The sequence below is a fragment of the Streptomyces sp. HSW2009 genome (assembly GCF_040240285.1).
Classification (GTDB): Bacteria; Actinomycetota; Actinomycetes; order Streptomycetales; family Streptomycetaceae; genus Streptomyces.
In genome coordinates this window covers 23,143-42,948 of the sequence record NZ_JBEHZD010000009.1, presented here as the reverse complement: position 1 = coordinate 42,948, position 19,806 = coordinate 23,143, and the positions used below count along the sequence as shown (strand labels likewise).

The following is a 19,806-nucleotide window of genomic DNA, read 5'->3' as shown; positions in this document are numbered from 1 at the left end:
GGGGGGGGGGGGGGGGGGCCGGGGCGGCCGGCGGGCGGGGGGGGGGGGGTGGGGGGCGGGGGGGGGGGGGCGGGCCCGGGGGGGGGGGGCTGGGGGCGGGGGGGGGCGGCGGCCCGGGGGCCGCGGGTACGGGGCGCACCAGGCGTCCGCGCAGGGTGCGGTAGCGCAGGGTGGGGAGTTCCGGTTCCCGCTCGACGTGCTCCGCGCGGAACGCGACGCCCGCCCGCTTCAGCGCCTCCAGCAGGGCTTCGACGGCGGAGCGGGCCAGCGGCGCGCCGGGGCAGTAGTGGTCGCCGGCACCGAAGGTGAGGGAGCGTGCGGCGGCCCCGCGGTCCTGGACGCGCAGCGGGTCCCGGTGGTGTTCGGGGTCCAGGTTGGCGGTGGCGAGGCAGAGGTTGACCCGGTCGCCCACGGCCAGTTCGTAGGGGCCGACGGTGACCGGCTCGCGGGCGTAGCGGCTGGCGAACCTGAAGGGGGTGGCGAGCCGGAAGACCTCCTCCCTGAGCCGGGGCAGGAAGAGGTGGTCGAGTTGGTCGTGGGTGACCCGCTCCCCCACCACGCACAGCGCGGCGAGCGTCGGATCGTGCGCCCCGGTGACGACCTGGGTGAGCAGGGCGGTGGCGGTTTCCGGGCCGAAGTCGGGGTCGTCCCACAGGCGTGCGATGCCGGCGACGAACGGTGTCGGGGGCGCCGCGCGTGCCGCGTCCAGCCAGTCGCGCCGCCCCTCGACGGAGGCGAGTGCCTGCTCGATCCGTTCCATGTCGAGGCGGGCCGTGGCGAGTTCGTCCATCACGGCGCGGCTCAGTTCGATGAGGGGGGGCGCGCCGGCCTGGCCGGTCATGGCGGCGACGACCCCCCGGGCCAGCGGGCGGGCCACCTCCGTCAGCCAGTCGAAGGGCGCCCCGCCCACGGCTGCCAGGCGTTCGTCGGCCACCCGGGCGTAGCTGGCGCGCACCTGGGGTGTGACGATGCCGCGCAGCAGGCGCAGGGTGACCAGGCGGATGCGCTTGTGGTAGTCGGAGTCGGAGAAGACGGGCCAGTGGGCGAAGAACGCCTTGAGCCGGGCGCGCCGCTCGCGGTCCGCGTCCGGGAGGTGGGCCAGGCGCAGGTCGGTGGAGCGCTGGGACCAGAACTGCGGGCTGGACATGATGTGGCGTACGTCGTCGGCGCGGAAGGCGTAGATGCCGCCGTTCTCGGCCGCCGCCTGGTACGGGCAGCCGGCAGCCGCCTCGGCGAGCGCGGTGGCCGGGTCGTCCTGGCTGAAGTCACCGAATACGTCAAGCATCGACGGCTCCGGCGGGGCGGCCAGGTGTCGCGGGTGCCTCCTGCCCGGCGTGCTGGGTGGGGGGTGCCGGGGGTGCTTGGGTTGCTGGGCCGGCTTGGGTTGCTTGGGTTGCCGAAGTCGTCGGGGTTGTCGGGGCTTTCGGCGCCGGGCCGGTGGGGGTCTGGGTTGCGGCCGGGGTGGTTGGGGTGGTTGGGGCTGTGGCCGAGGTGGTCGAGGTGGATGGGGCTGTGGCCGAGGTGGTCGGGGTGCCCGTCGTGGTGGCCGGGCTGCCGGTGGTGGCCGGCGCTGGGTTGCTGGTGGGGGCGGCCGGGGCCGAAGTGCCGCTGGGGGCCGGGGTGCCGGCGGTGGCGTTCTCCGGGGTGGTGGTGCTCGTTGCTGCGGCGCGGTTCCTGGTGCGGTTCGATACGTGGAACATCATGGCGGCGCGGTCCCACTCGGGCTCTTCGTCGGCCATGGTGGTGATGCGCCGGAGCACGTCCTGCTCATCGAGGATGGCACCGACCGCCTCCGCGACCGTCACGTGCTTGGCGGGGCGCCACACCACCTCGACCCGGTCCCCGACCGCGACGCTGCCCCCCTCCAGCACCCGGAGGTAGACGCCGGGGCGGCGGGCGCCGTTGAAGCGCTTGGCCCACCCCGTCTCCTGCATCCAGCCGCCGAAGGTGCCGCACGCCATGCGGGGCGCCATGACTTGCAGAAGCACCTCGCCGACCTGCCACTTCTCGGCGAGTACGGCCCCGCTGGCGTCGAAGTCGATGAGGTCGAGGTTTTCCCCGAATACGCCGTTGCGCAGCGGCCTTTGCAGGCGCTCCGACCACCAGTCGAGGTCTTCGCGCGCGTACGCGTAGACCGCCTGGAGCTCGCCGCCGTGGAAGTACTCGGCCTGCTCGTCGCCCTCAAGGCCGAGCGGGCCCACCTTGACGCGGCCCGTGGTCGGGAGCTTCTTGATGGCCGACCTGCCGCGGCGCCTGGCGAATTCAGCCGGGACGATCGGGCCCGTGTTGACCGAAATCACATTTCCCATGGGAATGACGCTAAGCGGCATGTGACAAGCCATCAACCGCGGTCTGATTAATGTGTCAGGTATTCCCATGTCCATTCCACCGGAAAATGCGGGCCCGCCGAATGGTGACCGCCCCTTCAGACAACGCCCGGTGTGCCCCAGCGGTCCGGGAGGATTCCGGCCCGCTGGGGCACCTGGGCGCGCCGCGCGGAAAGAGAAGGTCGATGCCGGTCGGGGTTCACATCGCGTGGGACGTGCTCGGAATCACTGTGCGGCGCGGGCGCGGGCCATGACGAAGAAGGCGGGGACGTTCACGTGCCGACCGTCCGTGGTGACCGTGCCCTGGTAGTCCAGCGGGGCGGTGGAGACGATGTCGAAGCCGGCGGCCTCCAGCTTGCGCTGGAGCGCGTCGTCCTCGCGGGCGACGGGCAGCGGGACCCGGTCGAAGACGAACCCGAACTTCTCCGCGGGGCCGCCCGAGCCCTTGAGCTGGCCGAGGATGAAGTCCCTGCTGGCCGGCGCGAGCTCGTAGAAGAAGGCGCCGCCGGTGGTGCCGACCAGGTGGGCCAGGGAGGTCACCGCGCGGTCGAGTTCGTCCGGGGTGAAGGCGTGCAGGACGGTGCGGACGTACAGCGAGGCGTCGCCGATCCGCTCGTGCAGCGCCGCGGCCTGCTCGGGCTGGAGCAGGTCGAGCTGCTCGTATTCGACGCCGGGCGCGCTGTGGTGCTTGCGTGCCCGCTCCACCGCGCTGGGCGCCACGTCCACGCCGATGACCCGGTCGAAGTGGCTGGCGATGGCCGCGGTCTGCGCGCCGTCCCCGCAGCCGACGTCGATGACGGGCTTCGTCGGGTCGAGCACACTGCCGAACAGGTGCACGTGGGCGTGGGCCACATAGGTGGGATCCACGTCCCAGGGCGATGCGCCCGGCGTCGGGGGAAGGTCGGTCCAGAAGCGATCCCACATGGCCTCGAAGCGGCTCATCCGTGCGTCCTCTCTCTGGTTGTCGCGCCAGTTTCCGCACCCGTTCCGCGTATGCGTTCCAACCCCTGGATGCCATGAATGCACGGGAACGGGAATTACCTTTCGATCATTTGCCTGGATGGCTGGCTCTGTAAAGCATGGGTGGCGTGATGTGTCAGGTTGGGGAAGGGTGTTCGCATTCTCCGTCCGACCGTTCCCGAAAGGGCTTACCTATTTCCATTCGGGCATGCCGAAGGGCCCCGCTGAATTTGGCGCGCGGGGGTGGCAGGTAGCGGCTTCGGGAATTTCTCGTACGGGTGTCGAGCGGTGTCGAGAAGGGCATGGTGGGCCGGGAAGGGACATTCCCGGCCCACGCATGACGTCGATGGGTCACCCGGTGGGTTGCTCAGCAGGTACGTAGATGGGTTGCTCGACCGACAAGTCGGCAGTTACGTCGATGGGCCTGCCGGGTGGGTGGCTCGACCGGCAGTTCGGTAGGTACGCCGGTGGGTTGCTCGGCCGGGGCTCAGCCGGCCAGTTCCCTGATGTGCGGGACGAGCCCGCGGAACGCGATGCCCCGGTGGCTGATGGCGTTCTTGCGCTCGACGTCCAGTTGGGCCGCGGTCACCGTCTCGCCCAGTGGCTGGAAGACAGGGTCGTAGCCGAAGCCACCCGTGCCCTCGGGCCCGGTGCGCAGCACGCCGGGCAACTCCCCGAAGGTCACCCGTTCCGTACCGTCGGGCAGGGCGAGCGCGGCGGCGCACACGTACCGGGCGGTGCGGTGCGGATCGGCGATGTCCTGCAACTGTGCCAGGAGCAACCGCCAGTTGGCCTCGTCGTCACCGTGCCGGCCGGCCCAGCGGGCGGAGAAGATGCCGGGCGCCCCACTGAGCACGTCGACACTGATGCCGGAGTCGTCGGCTATGGCGGGCAGCCCGGTGGCGCGGGCCAGCGCATGGGCCTTGAGCAGGGCGTTCGCGGCGAAGGTGGTCCCGGTCTCCGGCACGTCCGGGATGTGCGGATAAGCATCCGCGCCCACCAGGTCGTACGGGAGCTCCGCCTCGCTGAGGATGGTCTTCAACTCGACGAGCTTGCCCGCGTTGCGCGTGGCGAGGATCAGCGTGTTCATGGCTCAAGTATCCGATCCGGCTAGAGGGGTGGGGACGGTGGGGACGGTGGCGCGCGCCTGTCGGTCAGGGAGCAGGCGTTGGCGATCCGACCCGGGGGCGGGTGGGCACGGTACTGGCCGGCGGTGCCCCACGGTCTTGGTATCCGGTCCCGCCCGCGCTGGCGGTCGCGGACGGTTCGCGGCCGTGCCGGGCGGCGGTGTAGGCGGCGGACGCCAGCGTGACGTGCCGGTGCCAGCCGGCCAGCGACCTGCCGCTGAAGTCGCGCAACCCGACCGATTCGACGGCCCGGGCCACGTCGTGGTCGACGCGGCGGGCCAGATCTGCGTACTCCACCAGCCGTTGCAGGGGCGTGTCGACCAGGTCCGTCACCCAGACGCGCTCGGGTGGCCCGGCCGGGTCCGCCCACTCGCCGACCAACAGCCGTCGCGCACCGGCCGCTGCCTCCTCCGCCAGCCGGACCGGCACCGCGACGGCCAGGGTGGGAGTCGCGGGCCGCGGGTCGTCCCCTGCCGTGTGCCACACGGGTTGCCGGGCGCTGCGCGCAGCCTCCAGGATGACCTGCGCCGAGAAGCAGCCGCGCCGGTAGCCGGGCATGCCGAGGTCGGCCACCGTGAGCCGGGTGTCGAGCGCGGCCCTGGCCAGGACCGGCGTCGCGTCGTAGGCGAACCGCGCCAAGGTGGCCCGGTTCGCGCTGCCCGGCACGTTCAGCACCACCGGTTTGCCGCTCACCCCCACGTCACGGGGTGTGGTGAGGGCGGCCGTCGCGGCCCACCCCTGCGTACCGTTGCCGCCGGCGGCCGGCGAACCCCGCCCGGCGGCGGGCGCGACCCCTTCCGGCAGGTACAGCAGCCAGTTGACCGGTACGGCCAGTTCGGCGGAGGCGAGCCAGGCACCGTACGCGAGTTGGCCGTGGAAGGTCTTCCGGTGCCGCGGGTCGGGCAGCAGGTCGACACCCACGGACTGGTTTCCGGCCCGCGGGATGGTCAGCGGGTGTACGACCAGCGCACGGGCCGGCCGCCGTCGCTCGGCCCAGGCCGCGAGGGCCGCGCGGAGGGGACGCCAGTCCCAGGTCGAGTCGGCGATGAAGTGGTGCAGGCTCTGCGCCGCCGCCGGATCGCCCGTGACCGCCGCGACGTTCCTGATGGACTTGCGGCCCTGCGCCGCCAGCAGTCCGTACAGGTACTGCCGGGCCTTGCGCCGCTGGTCCTTGCGCCGCAGCGAGGCGAACACCTCGGTGCAGAAGTCCTCCGGCACCTCGGGTGGGCCGCCCGTACGGGTCGGATCGGCGCACGGACGGCCCGCGGACCCCCGCGCCGCGCCGTTGCTGGCCGCTGCCGTGGGGCGCCGCGGAGCCAGCGGGCCCCGGCCGAGGCCCGTACCGGAAGGGGTGTGGACCGTCATCGCCTGCCTCTCCTTTCGCTCCGGCTGTCTCGGTTGGCTCGCCTGGTGCGGTTGGCTCGGATAGCTCGGCTGGTGCGGTTAGTTCGGTTGGTTCGCCGGCTGGGTGGGTTCGCCGGTTCGTCCTGTGCGTCACCGCGGCCCGGTCGATGCGCCGGCAAGGCCGCCGGTGACCTGGGACAGCGGCGGGCCGCCGATCGGGGTGTGGTCATGCCTGCGCGAGCTTGCGCCGGACCAGTTCACGGACGCTGAGCAGGGTGGTGACGTTCGTGAACTCCTCGTCCGAGACGGCGACGCCGTACCGGTCCTCCAGCCGGGTGACGATCTCCAGGACGGCGAGCGAGTCGGCGTTGAGGTCCTCGGCGAACTGCGCGTCGTCGGTGACCTCCGCGGGCGGCAGCTCGAAGGTGACGGCCAGCAAGCTGCGGAGTTCTTCCAGATCGACGGAGCCCGAGGCGGGTTGGGGCACAGTGCTGTTCCTTTCGCTCATCGGAAGGGCGCGCACGGCACGTCGGACACGGTCGGGGCAGTACGGGTACGAGTCGAGTACGGGTGTTGCACCCTGCCCGTACGCGGCGTCGGGCCTGCCCGTCGCGCCTCGCCGTCGGAACGGGCGTACACCTCCGCCTTCTCCGCCTGGGGCCCCCTTCGTCCCGGCGGTTGCCCTGGTGACCGCGGACGATCCCCTTCCCGCACCCGTGCCGCGACAGTAACCACCCCGCCCCGCCCCGGGCACCGCACGACCGAGTAGGGACGGCCGCGAACCACCTACCTCTTCGAGTGGTTTCGGCACCCACCGTCCACGGCCCGCCGCCCCCACGGACGTGACACACCCTGCACGGCCCCGCTCGGCACCGCCCGGCACCGCCCGGCACCGCCCGAGAGTCCGCGCCGGAACGTACGAGACGACCGCCGCGCACACCCTGGGGCGGCCGAAACCGCCTGGTAGCGGCATGGCCGGATTTCCCCGTTCCCCGTCGTCCGGATGGCCTCGGCCCTGCCGATCCGCCGCCGCATACAGCAAACGGGCCAGTGCATTTACGCCAAGATGGTCCTGGACAAGGTGGCCGAGACACTGCACGGCTTACCCTTGTCGATAAAGCAGCACCCCGGTCGCCGTTGCCCGCATGGGTCGAACAGAAGCTTCCCGTACCCGTGGAGCAGTTCCTTCTGTCAGGCGGTTCCCCTCCGCACCCTTCTCTTCGACCAGGGCGGACGTTTCCTCGGAGAACCGGGCCACGCGCAGTTCCGGCCGACGTCCTCGGCCGACGTCCGCCCCGTCGCACGACGGCATGACCGTGCTGCTTTGTCACTCATCGGATCGCCAAGGGAGCAGTATGCAACTGGAACGGTTCGACTCGGGGCCCTGTTTCGGTCTTCTCGGCACCTCGGAAGTCCTGGTGGCGGGCCGGCGGATCAGCATCGCGGGAGTGCGGCAGCAGACGCTCGTCGCCATGCTCTCGCTGGACGCCGGGAACACCGTGGGGGCGGGCCGGCTCATCGAAGGCATCTGGGGCGCCCACCCGCCCAAGACCGCGGACGCCCAGTTGCGCATCTGCGTGTCGCGGCTGCGCCGCCGGCTGACCGAGGCGGGCACACCGGGTCTGATCAGCACCGAAAGCCACGGCTACCGCCTGGCCGTGGCCCGGGACCGGGTCGACGCGCACCGCTTCAGCGACCTGTTGGACGCGTCGCGGAAGGTGGAGGCCGCGGGGGACCGTGCGGAGGCCGTACGGTTGCTGCGCACCGCACTCGACCTGTGGCGCGGCCCGGCCGCCGAAGGACTGACCAGCCCGTTGCTGCGGGCCGCGGCGGCCCGCCTCGACGAGAAGCGCGTGGGGACGTTCGAGCACTGTTTCGCCCTGGAACTCAGGCTCGGCCGGCACCATCACATCCTGCCGGAACTCATGGCCCACACCACCGCCTACCCGTTCCGGGAGCGCCTTCAGTTCCAGCTCATCACGGCCCTCTACCGGTCCGGCCGGCAGGTGGACGCGCTGCACGCCTACCGGGAGATCCGGCGGAAGTTCGCGAAGGAACTCGGGATCGAACCCTCGCAGTTCCTGCGCACCCTGGAGCGGAAGATCCTGGTGCAGAGCCCGGAGCTGAACAACGGGACCTATCCGCAGGAGACCCGAATCCCCGCCTGACGTCTATAGGAGCATCCACACCGCCGCGACACGCCCGTAGCCGAGCCGTCGACAGTCGGGGAGGGCGCCCCTGCAAGGGCACGGCGGTACGCGGTAGGACTGCGCGGCAGCGCCGCAGTCGCCTGCCGGTGGTGCCTGAGCCGCGGGCACCACCGACAGGTCCGGACCCCGGGCACCACTGGCATCTGTCGGGCGAACCGCCCCACACGTACGACACACCCTGCTTGGCCCCCGGCCTGCTCCAACCCAACCCAACTCGGCACGGCACGGCACGGCCGAGCACGGGGCCCGGCCCGGCACAGCCACCCGCCGGTGCACCCACTCCGCTCAGTTCAGCGCACGAGCCAGCTTGACCCGGGAGTCCACATTGAGCTTCCGGTAGATCTGGCGCAGGTGGTAATTGACGGTGTGCGGGGAGCGGGCGACCCGGTTGGCCACCTGTTGGTTGGTCAGGCCCTCCGCGACCAGGCTCGCGATGCGGTGCTCGATCTCCGTCAACTCGGTTCGCGGCCGGGTGCCACCCGTCCGGCCCAGCCGCCTGGCCGGGCCGGCCGCGGGTGTGGGTGTGGCCGCGGGTGTGGGTGCGAGGGCGGAGGCAGGGGCGGGTACGGACGCAGGGGCGGGTACGGGCGCGGGCGCGGAGGTCGGAGCGGGCGAGGGAGCAGGGGCGGGCACCGGAGCCGGCGCGGACGGGGGCGCGGGGGCCACGGTCTGCGCACCCCGCCGGGTCTGCTGCGGCCCGCCGCTCCCCACATGTCTGAGCAGCGTCTCGACCCGGGTGACGGCGGCGAAGGCGCCGATGGAGCGGTACCCCTCCAACGCCGCCCCCAGGTGTCGGCGCGTGACGAACCGCTCCGCCGGCCGCTCCAGGAACAGGGTGCCCAGGTCCTCGCTGGCCGCCGCCGCTGCCCACGGAACGCTGTGCTCGATGGCCGCGTACTCCAGCGCGTCGACGTCCCGGTGCAGCAACCCCCGGGCGTGCCCGGCCGCTGCGGCGATCCCCGCGTACCCGGGGTTCTGGTCCGCGAGCCGCGTCACCCGCCGGGTGACCGCCTCGGCCAGCGCCGTCTCCCCCGCGGCCCGGCACAGCCGCACCAGATGGGCGGCCCGCCCGGGATCGAGCAACAGCACGGAGGTCTTGGTCAGGAGCTGCGGAAACCGCTTCACCAGCAGCCCGACCGCCCCGGCGGCGTCCATGCCGGCCGCGGTCACCCGGAAGTCGGCCCAGTCGTGGCGCACCAGCGCACCGGGTTGGGCCATGATCTCCGAGCGGGCCTGCCAGATCTGGTCCGCCGCCTCCGACCAGTGGCCCTGGTCGAGCGTCACGTGCGACAGCAACGACAGGCCCTGGGCGGCGGCAACATGGGCGTCGGCCCGTTGTGCCCGGGCCACCCCCGCCCGGATCTCCGCCTCGGCCTGTTCCGTACGTCCCATGCCGACGAGCAGCCGGCCGCGGGTGATCGACGCCTCCGCCAGCGCCCACGCGTGGTCGAGCCGCTCGGCCAGTCGCCGGGTACGGGCGAGGTGCGCCGCGCCCTCCGAGAAGCGGCCGAGGTGGATGAGCATGACGGACAGCGTCAGCAGCGGGTACGGGCGCCATGCGAGGGGCAGCACACCCTGGTCCAACCGGAGCGCCGCACGGCACCACTCCAGCGCCTGGTCGACCCGGCCCGCGACCCAGTCCAGATTCGTCAGCACCAGGGCGGCGACCACCGTGGCGATACTGCGCTCCCCCGTCGCGACCAGTGCCTTCGCCCGTTCCCGCTGCTCCGACTCGCCCGAGCCGAAGAGGGCGAGTATCCGCGCGAGGTCACCGCCGTCGCCCGGCGTGCCGTCGACGGGCTCGGGCGCCCGGTCAAGGGCCCGGCTCAACGCCGCGACGGTGTGCGCGTCCAGCGGCCGGCCGGGGCCCTCCCGACAGAGCAGCAGGGCCGAGACCAGGGGCTCCGGTGTCTGGTCGGGCGCGCGGGCCGCCGGCGCCGCCCACCCGGTGGTGACGGGCGGCCGGGGACGGTCGTCGGGGTCCGGTGCTACCGCGGCCGACCCGGCGGGCCGGTGCAACGAGGCGCCCCGCAGCAGGGCCTGCCGGACGCGGGCGGGAATCCGGGCGTTGAGCGTGTGGCGCAGGCCTGGCGAGCGGAACGTCAACCCGTTCCCGGTGAATCCGATCACGCCCGCCGCCATGGTCTCTTCGAGCGCCGCCATCATGGACAGCGCCGTCACCGACTGCACGCGAGCGACCTCTTGCAGCGTGAACGCCTCTCCGATGAGCGCGGCGGCCTGGGCGAACTCCACTGCGTCCGGCGACAGTTGAGCCAACTCCGGTGGCGCGTCCAGCGGCGGCTTCCGCGGCATCAGGTAGTCCGGCATGCGAGGTGTTCACCAGCTTCGGTCGGCCAGCTCTCGTCGTTGCATCGTGAGTGTTACCGACCGCTCGACATCCGAACAAGCCCGCTCCGCTTCCCGCGCCGCTGCGGATGCTCCGGTGATACGGCCGTGATACGCGAGGTCTCTCGACCCACCGCATATCCGACGAAAGTCCCTCCCGCCGGGCCCGCGACCAGGAGGCTTCGCCACCCTTGCCGGGCGCGCACCTCCGTGATGGCGACGGGCGACTGGGGCCAGTCGACAGACCGCAGGGGGCACGGGGAGTGGGCCGCAGGAAGTACACGACAGGTAGTTGACAACAGATGGCGCGGCCAGGCCGCAGACGGCAGACGCCGCGCACGGCACGATCGGATGGATGGCCCCAAGCGCTGGCGGCGTGGCGGGCGGTACACCGGAGCGAGGGTGTGCCCCGCCCCGTGCCGTACGGCAAGTAGCACACCCAACACGGACCGCAGGGCGGAGACACCCACGGACACCTTCGCCGCCCACCGCCACCCGACGCCCGAGCCCGCCCCACGGAACGGAGTCCCCGCATGGCAGTCGACCTCATCTACGAGACCCATTCACTGACCGAGGACAATGAGAACGGCATCGCGTCCGGCTGGCTGCCGGGCCGGCTGTCCGCGCGGGGCCGGCGCCTCGCCGCCGAACTCGGCGCCCGCCGCCGCGACACCGGCCTGGCCGCCGTCTACGTCTCCGACCTGCACCGCGCCGTAGAGACCGCGGACATCGCCTTCGCCGGTACGACGGTCCCCGTGCACCGGGACCCCAGGCTGCGCGAGTGTGACTACGGCGAACTCAACGGCGGCCCGGTCTCCGTGGTGGCGGCCGAACGCGCCCGGCGCATCGACACCCCCTACCCGGGCGGCCAGAGCTACCGCCAGGTCATCCGGGCCACCAACGACTTCCTCCACGACCTGGCCGGGGTCCAGGACGGCCGGCGCGTACTCCTGATCGCACATTCGGCGAACAAGTGGGCGCTCGACTGCCTGCTGACCGGAGCCGTGATCGAAGAGCTGGTCGACGCCCCCTTCAACTGGCAGGAGGGTTGGCACTACACGCTGCCCGCTGGCTGGCCTGGCACGGCAACCGACATCGACACCGGTACGGGCACGGGCACGGGCACAGGGGCCAACCCCGGCCACCACCGCCCCGGCCTACCCCCACGGTCCCGGCCGGAGCAGTAGCCCCCCGCCACTCCCCTGTCCTGAAGAGGATCGGCTCCAACCCTGGAGGCAACAGTCCAACCCTGAGGGCGGCAGCCGGCGAGGCTCACAGCGCGGGGAAGTCACGGCGTATCAGCCCCCACACCGAGCCCCGTCAGGGCCGGTCGAGCTGCGCGGCGGCCTCCTCCAACTCGTCGACGGTTCCCGACATGATCGTCCGCAGGTGCGTGGTGATGTGCTGCACGGGCCAGTCCCACCAGGCCACGGCGAGCAGCCGGGCGACGTCCGCGGCGTCGTAGCGGGTACGGATGAGCCGGGCGGGGTTGCCGCCGACGATGCCGTAGTCGGGAACGTCGGCGGTGACGACGGCGCCGGCGGCGACGATCGCCCCGTGGCCGATGCGCACGCCGGGCATGACGGTGGCGCCGTGCCCGAACCAGACGTCATGGCCGACGACCGTGTCGCCCCGCCCGGGCAGGTCGGTGATCAGGTCGAAGTGCTCCGCCCAGGAGCCGCCCATGGTGGGGAAGGGGAAGGTGGACGGGCCGTCCATGCGGTGGTTGGCCCCGTTCATGATGAAGCGGGTGCCGGTCCCCAGGGCGCAGTACCTGCCGATGACGAGCCGTTCGGGCCCGTAGTGGTAGAGGACGTTGCGCGTCTCGAACGCGGTCGCGTCGTCCGGGTCGTCGTAGTACGAGAAGTCGCCGACCTCGATCAGCGGCGATGTCACCAGCGGTTTGAGCAGCACCACGCGCGGATGCTCGGGCATGGGGTGGAGCACGGTGGGATCGGCGGGGAGGGCAGGGACAGCAGGCACGGGGGGCATTGCGGTGGGTGGTTCCTCTCTGGCGACTCTTCGGCGACAAGTGTCGCGTTAAGATGCTGGCACACCCCTCCGCCGCGCTCAACCGAATACGGATCGCCGATGACAGAGCCTCTGGACACTCCGTTGAACACGCCGTCGGACACCCCGTCGGACCGCCGCCCCGGCGGTCGCTCCGCCCGGGTCCGCACCCAGGTCCTGGACGCGGTGCGCGCCGAACTCGCCGAGAACGGCCACGAGAGCCTCACGATGGAGGGCGTCGCGACCCGGGCCGGGGTGCACCGCGCCACGGTCTACCGGCGGTGGCGCGACGTCGGCGGCCTCCTCGTCGACCTCATCGACGCCACCGGCGAAATCGACTGGCAACCGCCGGACACCGGTTCGCTGCGCGGCGACCTGACCGCCCTCAACCAGGAGATCCAGGACTCCCTGCTCGTCCGCCCGTCGTTCGCGGTGGCCCTGATGGCCGCCTCGTTCCACTTCGAACGGGCTGCCCGCGCCCAGACCCGGTTGTGGACGGACCGCTACGCCCAGTGCGAGGTCCTCATCGAACGCGCGCGAGCGCGCGGCGAACTCCCCACCCCCCACACGGACGCCCACGCCCTACTCCTCCTCGCCACGGCCCCCATCTACCACCAACTGGTCCTCCTCCGCACACCCCCGGACCCCCACCTCCCCGAACGCGCCGCAACGGCAGCAACCCTGGCCGCCGCGGCGGGGGCGTTCTCGGTGGTTCGGGGTGGGGGTGGGTGAGCGGATACGCCAGGCGTCCGCCCCCGCTCAGCCGAGGTGGTGCTGCCAGCGGAGGGCGGGGTGGCCGTCGATCCAGTAGGTGTGGGTCCTCTGGCTGATGTGCACGCGTACCGCGGTGATGTCGGGACTGCCCGCGGCCAACCATGCGGTGAGGGTCCGCTCGATCCGGTCCCACAGGGTCAGCGGACCGCCTTGGCGCACCGTCCAGCCGGTGTCGTTCTGGGTGAAAGAAGCGAAGGACTCGCGGTCGGGGTCGAAGAGGTAGAGCCGTTGACCGCCCGCCGACGTGGCGCGGGTGAGGTGCGCGCCGGGGGTGGAGAGTTGGGCGAGGAAGGCCGGCATCCACTCGTCCAGCAGCACTGGGGACACCTGGGTCGCACGCTCGCTGTCCGGGTAGGCGGTACGCGCGGAGAGGTCACCGCCGATCGGCACCTGGATCTGGGACCTGGCCTGCATGAAGGAGCTACGGCCGATGATCTGGCCGTGGGCGGTGCCGTCAGCGGCGACCGTGACCTTGGCCAGTCCGGTGCCGTAGTGCCAGCAACCGCCGACCGTGGCCAGCACGATGCCACCCGGCTTGGTCTGCCTGATCCAGGCATGGGGGATGCGGCGTACCGCGCAGGTGGCGATCGTGCGGTCGTACGGTGCCCGGCGGGGATGGCCGAGGAGCCCGTCTCCGATGACGGTCCACGTCGAGAAGCCGGCCAGCTCCAGGGCGGCATCCGCACGGGCTGCGACGTACGGGTCGACTTCGACCGTGGTGACGTTGTCCTCACCGAGTCGGAAGCACAGCAGGGCGGCCGAGTAGCCGGTGCCCGTGCCGATCTCCAACACCCGGTGTCCCTCCTCCACTTCCAGCTTCTCCAACATGTCCACGACGGTGACCGGGGTGGTGGACGAGGAGGTCGGGGAGCCTGTCACGAGGTCACCTGCCTGGTCTGCGGTGAGCTGCCCGTCGAGTTGGGTGGTGAGTGACTCATCGCGGTAGGCGATCCGTACCCACTCCCCCGGTTCGGTCCCCGACGCCGTGACCGTACGCCACCGGCCGCCACCCACGGGGAGAAACACCCCGGGGCGACGAAACAGCTCACGCGGCACCGCTTCCACCGCGGCCCGCCAGCCGGGGCTGGTGAGCACGCCCGCTCGCGCGAGGCGCTCAGCGAGGGCGCGCCGTTCAAGGGTGGTGTCGGTCATGGCGTGACTCCCTGTGTCAGCAGGTGTGCGAAGGCGGCGGACATCGGAAGGCCGGTGGGTTCCTCTAGCCAGCCCCACTGTCCGTTGGGGTTCAACTCCAGCCACCACAAGCGGCCGTCCCGCCCCACGGCGAGGTCAAAGCTCCCCGAGACCAGGCCGAAGTGGTCAAGGTAGGCCAGAAGCGCCTTCGCCACCCGATCGGGCAGCTCCACCACGCGGTAGACCAGGGCAGAGTAGTCCTTGCGCCAGTCCAGCATCCCCGACTCGATCCGTACGGCGAAGATCTGGCGACCGACGATCAGCACGCGAAGGTCGGCCACCTTGTCGATGGCGGCCTGGAACAGGTGCGGCACCACGGCCACGCTCTCGTCCAGCTCAGCCGCGGTCACCAGGTCGGCCCACCCAGTGAGGGGAACTCCCGCACGTTGGTAGGGCGTCCACCGGAGCGTCTTGTAAATGACGTGGTCGTAGCGGGTGACGAACGCCCGTGCCGCGTCGGGGTCGTTGGTCACCAGTGTCGGCGGGACAGCGAGCCCGAGCCTGTGTGCGAGGGCGAGTTGGGCCGGCTTGTAGTCGGCGGCAGCGTTGCGTTGGGGGTGGTTGACCCACAGCGCAGCGTCGAGGGCGTACAGGATGCCGCCGAGACCGTAGCGGGTCTGGGCCACGGCGTACCGCGCGTCGTCGGGGCCCAGGTGTTCGAAGGTGGGCCAGGTCGGGCGGCGCCAGTACACCGACCGGATCCGGGTCAGGTCCACGCTCCTCGATGAGGTGCGGATGTGCCCGGCCACGGGGGCCGGGCAGCTACCGAACCGAGCGGAGACTGTCAGGCCCGGGCCCATGTCGGCGGGGTTCACTCTGACCACCGGCACCTCCCGCCTGTTCAGCTCGGTGATCACCATGTCGGCGGTGCAGTCGTCCGCTTCCGTGGCCACAAGCACCGGCCTCTGGTCGGCCATGGGTCAGTCCTGTTCGGAGTCCTGGTCGTGTCCCTGGTCGGGCGCGGAGTCCAGATTGGTGTAGGTACTCGTCTCGGTGCCTTTGCCGGTCCCGTGCTTGCCTATTTCGACCGGCCGGCCGTCACGGTCGGTGTAGACGCCGAGTTGGGACTGGGGGTCGAGCGTCACCGATACGAACGGGCGGCGGGTGGTGGTCGGGTAGGGGGCAAGCCGACCGCCCCCCAGGGCCGAACGTCGGTCTCCACTGCGGTATCCATCATGGCCTCCTTCATGACAGAGAGCGACTGCCGTCGAACTACACGCTACGGTCACCGTGAATGCGGTAGGACTGATCCTGAGTACGGGTTGGTCGACCGAGGGGCCCAGGGGGCGGCATGGCCGCGAGCAGAGTGACGCGTGGGCGTACGACCACGGGCACGATCGCCGGGTTCGTCCTCCGTCTCGCCCGGGAGAGCACGGACCGGACACAGGTCGCCATAGCCGAAGCGATGAGCGTCGACCTCGCCACCTGGCAGGGCTGGGAGACTGGGCGGCGGCCGTTGGCCAACGTGAAGGCAGGCGTCCTCCGTCATCTGCGGCATCGCCTCCTCGCGCTGGGCGCCGCCCCCGAGGTCCTCCGCCTCCTCGATCCGGCCATGGACGCGGACCGCGTCATCGCCGCAACGCTCCAGCCAACGGAGCGCGATCGGCACCCGCTGGCCGATTGGGTGCACACCCGCGACACGGCACACATGATCGCCTGGGCGGTGAACGGCGTCCCGCCTCCCTGCCTCGCCCACCGGCGCAAGCCAGGACGCCGCGGGCCGGTCGCCGTCGCCCCACTGCTCCCGGCACTCGATCGCACCACGTTCTTCTCCCGCCTTCGGGACATCGCTGAATGTGCCCTACGCGCCGGAGGCGACGGGATGCTCCTGCACCGCCAAGCGCTCTACCTGTGCTCCTATGACCGGTCCCCCGAAGCCACCTCGTGGATGGGCCACACGCTTCACACCCGTCGCGGTCTGATCTCGGTCCGCGGTGGGACCTCGCAATGGGCCACCGCACGGTCAACCGCAACGGCCCTGGCTCGTCTCGGCGACCGCCAGCCGCTGCTGGACTTCATCGCCAACGACCTTGCCGGCGACGACGAAGCCGAGACGGCCAACCTCAACTACTGGGCATACTGGCTCGGTTCCATCAGAGAACCACAGCCGGACGACGGCTTCATGCTGCATGGACCCGTCAACTGGGAGCCCGTACGCCTGTTGCACGGTCTCGCCACCGGCCTCCACCAAGCCCCGACCTACCTCGACCTCTACGCCCACTCACTCTGGGCGCTACTGGCCACCAAGCCGTGGCTGCCCCTGGCCGACCCCGGCCTGACGAACGACCTGAGCGAACGTGTCGTCCAACTCCTGGACCACGGCGAGGGCCCACCTCGCACCCGCCGGGAACTGAGTTCACTGCACGACCTTCTACGCGAAAAGCGCACATGACACATCGGAGGGCGCACTTCATGGCGGACACGGAGCAGGAGCAGGCGAAGGGCACGGCAGGCTTCCTGCTGGAGATGGGAATGCTCAAGCGCGCCAAACGGTCGGGGTGGTGGATTGCCGGGGTCAAGGACCCCGAGACCATCGCCGAGCACAGTTTCAGGACCGCCCTCATCGGTTCCGTGCTTGCCATGATGGAGGGCGCCGACCCGGCAAAGACAGCCCTCCTGGGCCTGTGGCACGACACCCAGGAGACCCGAGTCAGCGACATTCCACACATCGGCCGCCGCTACCTCGAAGCCACCAGCAACGAACGGGTCACCGCCGACCAGGTCTCCGCCGCGCACCCGGCCGTCAAGGCCGGAGCTCAACGCATCGTGGAGGAGTACGAGAAAGGCGACTCTCTTGAGGTCGTCTGCGCCCATGACGCCGACAAGCTCGAATGCCTCCTCCAAGCCGTCGAATACCGCGAGCAGGGCTGCACCAACGTCCAACCCTGGATCGACACCAGCGTCGCCAAACTCAAAACCGCCTCCGCGCACGCCCTCGCCGACGCCGCACTCAGCATGACCTCCATCGAGTGGCAGCAGACCTATCTGCGCTGACCCCACCCGCCTCCACACCGCCGCCCCACCCCCGGACCCCCACCTCCCCGAACACGCCGCAACGGCAGCAACCCTGGCCGCCGCGGCGGGGGCGTTCTCGGTGGTTCGGGGTGGGGGTGGGGGGGGGTGAGCGGGGGGTGACGGACGCGGCCTCCGTATCCGTCTTCCCGCCGGTCAGGCGCCACGGGTCGTTCAACCCTCGTTCAACGCTGCCGGCGACGGTCGGGTCTTCACCCACAGAGAGGCCCCCATGCAGCGCCGTGACTTCGCCGTCGTCCTGGCCACCACCGTCCCCGCAGCCCTCGCCGCCACCCCGGCACTCGCGCACGGCCGACCCGGCGGTGGGCAGCCCGCCGGGCAACTGCCGCACCGGATGTTGCAAGCCCTGGCCGGAGAGTTGGAGGACCGGGACACAGCGGCCGAGTTGGTTCCCCACCTGTACGACGTGGGGTTCGAGTGGGAGCCGGAGACCGCCCCTCTCGGCAGGCTGGACTTCCTTGTCGCCTACGGCTTCGGCAACCGCCCTGCGGTCGGCGGTGGCGACCCCACGAAGGTGCTTCCGGAGCCCGGGCCGGTCAACGAGGAGCTGGCCGACACGGTTGCCCGCATTCGACGACGCCGGCGCATCCCCGTCTACGCACAGTGGGAGATCGCCCGGTTCCTCAAGGACAAGCACCAGATGAAGGATGTGACCTCCATCGAGCCGGTGATCGAGCCGGACGGCACCATCACCTATCTGAGCACCGACGGCGTCGCGGCCCAGGTCGCCGAAGCCCGTCGGCACCTTCCCGGCGGCATCGGCACGGCGGGCGTGATCGGCTTCCGCGACCACGTCAAGCGGTGCGTGCAGACCACCCGCGACCGTGGCATCACCGCGTACGCGCCCCGCGGCTTCGACATGCCCGACACCTACGACCCGCAGTCGGGCCAGCCCTGGACCAGGCGCCGGGACCTGTACCTGGTCCACGACATGGCGGCCCAGTGGCAGGTCCTGCGGCAGAAGATGATCACCGCGGCCTACCCCAACGGCTGACCCACCCGGGCCGGGGCCGGCCTCCACACCCGGCAACTGCCGGCCTGACCGTCGGACCTGACGACGACCAGGCCGGCAGCCCACCAGCGGACGCGGCGCCCTCCCATCCTCGGGCGCCCACGCACTGGTCGCGAACGCTCGGGCGGCGGCCCATCACACCCATACCCACGCCCGCCCAGCAGCACCGTCGGGAAATCGACAGGCACCCGCCTCACCTTCCAACCCCTCACCCTCCAACCCGTTCCACCTCCCGCCCCCGATCCACGGCCACCCCGCCACCTCCCACCCGCGCACCAACCGCCCACACCATCAATCCGCACACCGCGAAGCCGGCTCCGAGCAGGCTGGAGCCGGTCCAGCCGTGCGTGGTGAACAGGGCGGTGGTCGTGGTCGCGCCGAGGGCTGAGCCCAGGGAGTAGAAGACCATGTAGCCGCCGATGACGCTGCTGGTCCGGTCGGGGTGGGATGCGGTCAGGAGGTGTTGGTTGCTGACGTGGACGGCTTGGACCGCGAAGTCGAGAACCACGATGCCGATCGCAAGCAGCCACAGCGACCGGGGCAGTTGGGCGATCGCGAGCCAGGAGAGGGCGAGCAGGCCGAGGGCGAGGCCGGAGACAGGGATCGCGCGGCCCGCGTCCGCCCAGCGGCCCGCCCGGGCCGCGCCGAGCGCGCCGGCGAGTCCCGCGATGCCGAACAGGCCGATCTGGCTCTCGGTCAACCGCCACGGCGCGTCCGCCAACGGCAGGGAGAGGCCGTTCCACAGCGCGCCGAACGAGGCGAACAGGAAGAACGCGATCAGTCCGCGCGTCAGGAACGTCGGCTCCCTAAACGACCCACCCAGCGCGCGGACCGCCCTCCGGTACCCCGCGCCCACCGCCGGGCGGGAGCGCCCTTCCGCCGGCAGCAAGTACAGGACCAGGGCGGCGAGGGAGAGCGAGAGCGCCGCGAGCGCGAGGTAGATGCTCCGCCAACCCCATGCGTCGGCCAGCGCGCCGGTCGCCACCCGCGCACCGAGGATGCCCACCACCACGCCCGAGGTCACCACGCCGATGGTGTGCCCGCGTTCGGCGGGTGCCGAGGCCGAGGCCGCGTAGGCCACCGTGGTCTGCACGACGACCGCAAACACCCCGGCCAGCGCGAGGCCCACGAAAGCCACCCACGCCGCCGACGCCACAGCCACCGCGGCCGTGCCCACCGCGGTGACGACCAGGTGTCCGGCGATCAGGCGCCGCCGGTCCAGTACGTCGCCGAGCGGCACCAGGAGCACCAGGCCGGCCAGGTAACCGAACTGGCCGATCGCCACGATCCATCCGGCGAGCGAGGCCGAAAGCCCCAGGTCATGCCCCATCGGCTCCAGCACGGGCTGCGCCGCGTACACGCTTGCCACCGCAACGCCGCACACCACGGCCAGCAACAGCCGCCGCCATACGTCCATCGTGCCCCCAGATAAATTTAGTAGCAGATTGCAACTGCTTTGACCGTACGGCATG

18 protein-coding genes are annotated in these 19,806 nt (G+C 71.5%); 6 read left to right on the top strand and 12 right to left on the bottom strand.

What is annotated here, in order from left to right; all coding sequences use genetic code 11:
- The 6 genes from AAHZ94_RS01520 to AAHZ94_RS01495 all read right to left on the bottom strand — a co-directional run.
- Positions 1 to 1,285 (bottom strand): cytochrome P450 (locus AAHZ94_RS01520; RefSeq protein ID WP_349989985.1); only part of this gene is annotated, 1,285 nt, incomplete at its 3' end.
- Complete coding sequence (locus AAHZ94_RS01515; RefSeq protein WP_349989984.1) at positions 1,278 to 2,309, bottom strand: MOSC domain-containing protein; 1,032 nt, start codon at positions 2,307 to 2,309, stop codon at positions 1,278 to 1,280. The genes AAHZ94_RS01515 and AAHZ94_RS01520, both read right to left, overlap by 8 nt.
- A 243-nt stretch (positions 2,310 to 2,552) precedes the next feature.
- A complete protein-coding gene (locus tag AAHZ94_RS01510) occupies positions 2,553 to 3,269 on the bottom strand; it encodes a class I SAM-dependent methyltransferase (protein ID WP_349989983.1) in 717 nt (238 codons plus the stop codon).
- 505 nt (positions 3,270 to 3,774) lie between these two features.
- A complete protein-coding gene (gene rdgB, locus AAHZ94_RS01505; RefSeq protein WP_349989982.1) occupies positions 3,775 to 4,377 on the bottom strand; it encodes an RdgB/HAM1 family non-canonical purine NTP pyrophosphatase in 603 nt (200 codons plus the stop codon).
- 64 nt (positions 4,378 to 4,441) lie between these two features.
- On the bottom strand, positions 4,442 to 5,779 hold the full coding sequence (locus AAHZ94_RS01500) for an IS701 family transposase (RefSeq protein WP_349989981.1): 1,338 nt from the start codon (positions 5,777 to 5,779) through the stop codon (positions 4,442 to 4,444).
- Between the two features lie 205 nt (positions 5,780 to 5,984).
- The gene (locus AAHZ94_RS01495; RefSeq protein ID WP_349989980.1) at positions 5,985 to 6,245 is read right to left on the bottom strand and encodes an acyl carrier protein; all 261 of its coding nucleotides are present in this window, start codon (positions 6,243 to 6,245) and stop codon (positions 5,985 to 5,987) included.
- An 868-nt stretch (positions 6,246 to 7,113) separates the two neighbouring features.
- Between AAHZ94_RS01495 and AAHZ94_RS01490 the strand changes: the two genes are divergently transcribed.
- On the top strand, positions 7,114 to 7,926 hold the full coding sequence (locus AAHZ94_RS01490; protein ID WP_349989979.1) for an AfsR/SARP family transcriptional regulator: 813 nt from the start codon (positions 7,114 to 7,116) through the stop codon (positions 7,924 to 7,926).
- Between the two features lie 327 nt (positions 7,927 to 8,253).
- Here AAHZ94_RS01490 and AAHZ94_RS01485 read toward each other — a convergent pair whose 3' ends face one another.
- The gene (locus AAHZ94_RS01485; protein ID WP_349989978.1) at positions 8,254 to 10,296 is read right to left on the bottom strand and encodes a LuxR C-terminal-related transcriptional regulator; all 2,043 of its coding nucleotides are present in this window, start codon (positions 10,294 to 10,296) and stop codon (positions 8,254 to 8,256) included.
- A 551-nt stretch (positions 10,297 to 10,847) separates the two neighbouring features.
- On the opposite strand from AAHZ94_RS01485, the gene AAHZ94_RS01480 reads away from it, so the two are divergent.
- Positions 10,848 to 11,501 (top strand): histidine phosphatase family protein, encoded by a 654-nt coding sequence (locus tag AAHZ94_RS01480; RefSeq protein WP_349989977.1) that lies wholly within the window; start codon positions 10,848 to 10,850, stop codon positions 11,499 to 11,501.
- Between the two features lie 133 nt (positions 11,502 to 11,634).
- On the opposite strand, the gene AAHZ94_RS01475 is transcribed toward AAHZ94_RS01480, so the two are convergent.
- Positions 11,635 to 12,306: a CatB-related O-acetyltransferase gene (locus AAHZ94_RS01475; protein ID WP_349989976.1), complete on the bottom strand. Its 672-nt coding sequence runs from the start codon at positions 12,304 to 12,306 to the stop codon at positions 11,635 to 11,637.
- A gap of 99 nt (positions 12,307 to 12,405) precedes the next feature.
- Between AAHZ94_RS01475 and AAHZ94_RS01470 the strand changes: the two genes are divergently transcribed.
- On the top strand, positions 12,406 to 13,056 hold the full coding sequence (locus AAHZ94_RS01470; RefSeq protein WP_349989975.1) for a TetR/AcrR family transcriptional regulator: 651 nt from the start codon (positions 12,406 to 12,408) through the stop codon (positions 13,054 to 13,056).
- A gap of 27 nt (positions 13,057 to 13,083) precedes the next feature.
- Here the strand turns inward: AAHZ94_RS01470 and tgmC are convergent, their stop codons facing one another.
- The 3 genes from tgmC to AAHZ94_RS01455 are packed head-to-tail and all read right to left on the bottom strand — an operon-like array spanning position 13,084 to position 15,374.
- A complete protein-coding gene (gene tgmC / locus AAHZ94_RS01465; RefSeq protein WP_349989974.1) occupies positions 13,084 to 14,250 on the bottom strand; it encodes an ATP-grasp peptide maturase system methyltransferase in 1,167 nt (388 codons plus the stop codon).
- A complete protein-coding gene (tgmB, locus tag AAHZ94_RS01460) occupies positions 14,247 to 15,206 on the bottom strand; it encodes an ATP-grasp ribosomal peptide maturase (RefSeq protein WP_349989973.1) in 960 nt (319 codons plus the stop codon). The genes tgmC and tgmB overlap by 4 nt, the downstream gene beginning before the upstream one ends.
- A gap of 3 nt (positions 15,207 to 15,209) precedes the next feature.
- The gene (locus tag AAHZ94_RS01455) at positions 15,210 to 15,374 is read right to left on the bottom strand and encodes a putative ATP-grasp-modified RiPP (protein ID WP_349989972.1); all 165 of its coding nucleotides are present in this window, start codon (positions 15,372 to 15,374) and stop codon (positions 15,210 to 15,212) included.
- A gap of 206 nt (positions 15,375 to 15,580) precedes the next feature.
- Here AAHZ94_RS01455 and AAHZ94_RS01450 point away from each other — a divergent pair, with 206 nt between their 5' ends.
- The 3 genes from AAHZ94_RS01450 to AAHZ94_RS01440 all read left to right on the top strand — a co-directional run bounded on the left by AAHZ94_RS01450 (position 15,581) and on the right by AAHZ94_RS01440 (position 18,316).
- A complete protein-coding gene (locus AAHZ94_RS01450; RefSeq protein ID WP_349989971.1) occupies positions 15,581 to 16,681 on the top strand; it encodes a helix-turn-helix domain-containing protein in 1,101 nt (366 codons plus the stop codon).
- A 20-nt stretch (positions 16,682 to 16,701) separates the two neighbouring features.
- The gene (locus AAHZ94_RS01445; RefSeq protein WP_349989970.1) at positions 16,702 to 17,283 is read left to right on the top strand and encodes an HD domain-containing protein; all 582 of its coding nucleotides are present in this window, start codon (positions 16,702 to 16,704) and stop codon (positions 17,281 to 17,283) included.
- Positions 17,284 to 17,533: 250 nt separating this feature from the next.
- The gene (locus AAHZ94_RS01440; RefSeq protein ID WP_349989969.1) at positions 17,534 to 18,316 is read left to right on the top strand and encodes a hypothetical protein; all 783 of its coding nucleotides are present in this window, start codon (positions 17,534 to 17,536) and stop codon (positions 18,314 to 18,316) included.
- A 226-nt stretch (positions 18,317 to 18,542) separates the two neighbouring features.
- Here the strand turns inward: AAHZ94_RS01440 and AAHZ94_RS01435 are convergent, their stop codons facing one another.
- Positions 18,543 to 19,751, bottom strand: coding sequence for an MFS transporter (locus AAHZ94_RS01435; RefSeq protein WP_349989987.1), 1,209 nt, complete (start codon positions 19,749 to 19,751; stop codon positions 18,543 to 18,545).
- Between the last annotated feature and the right edge of the window lie 55 nt (positions 19,752 to 19,806).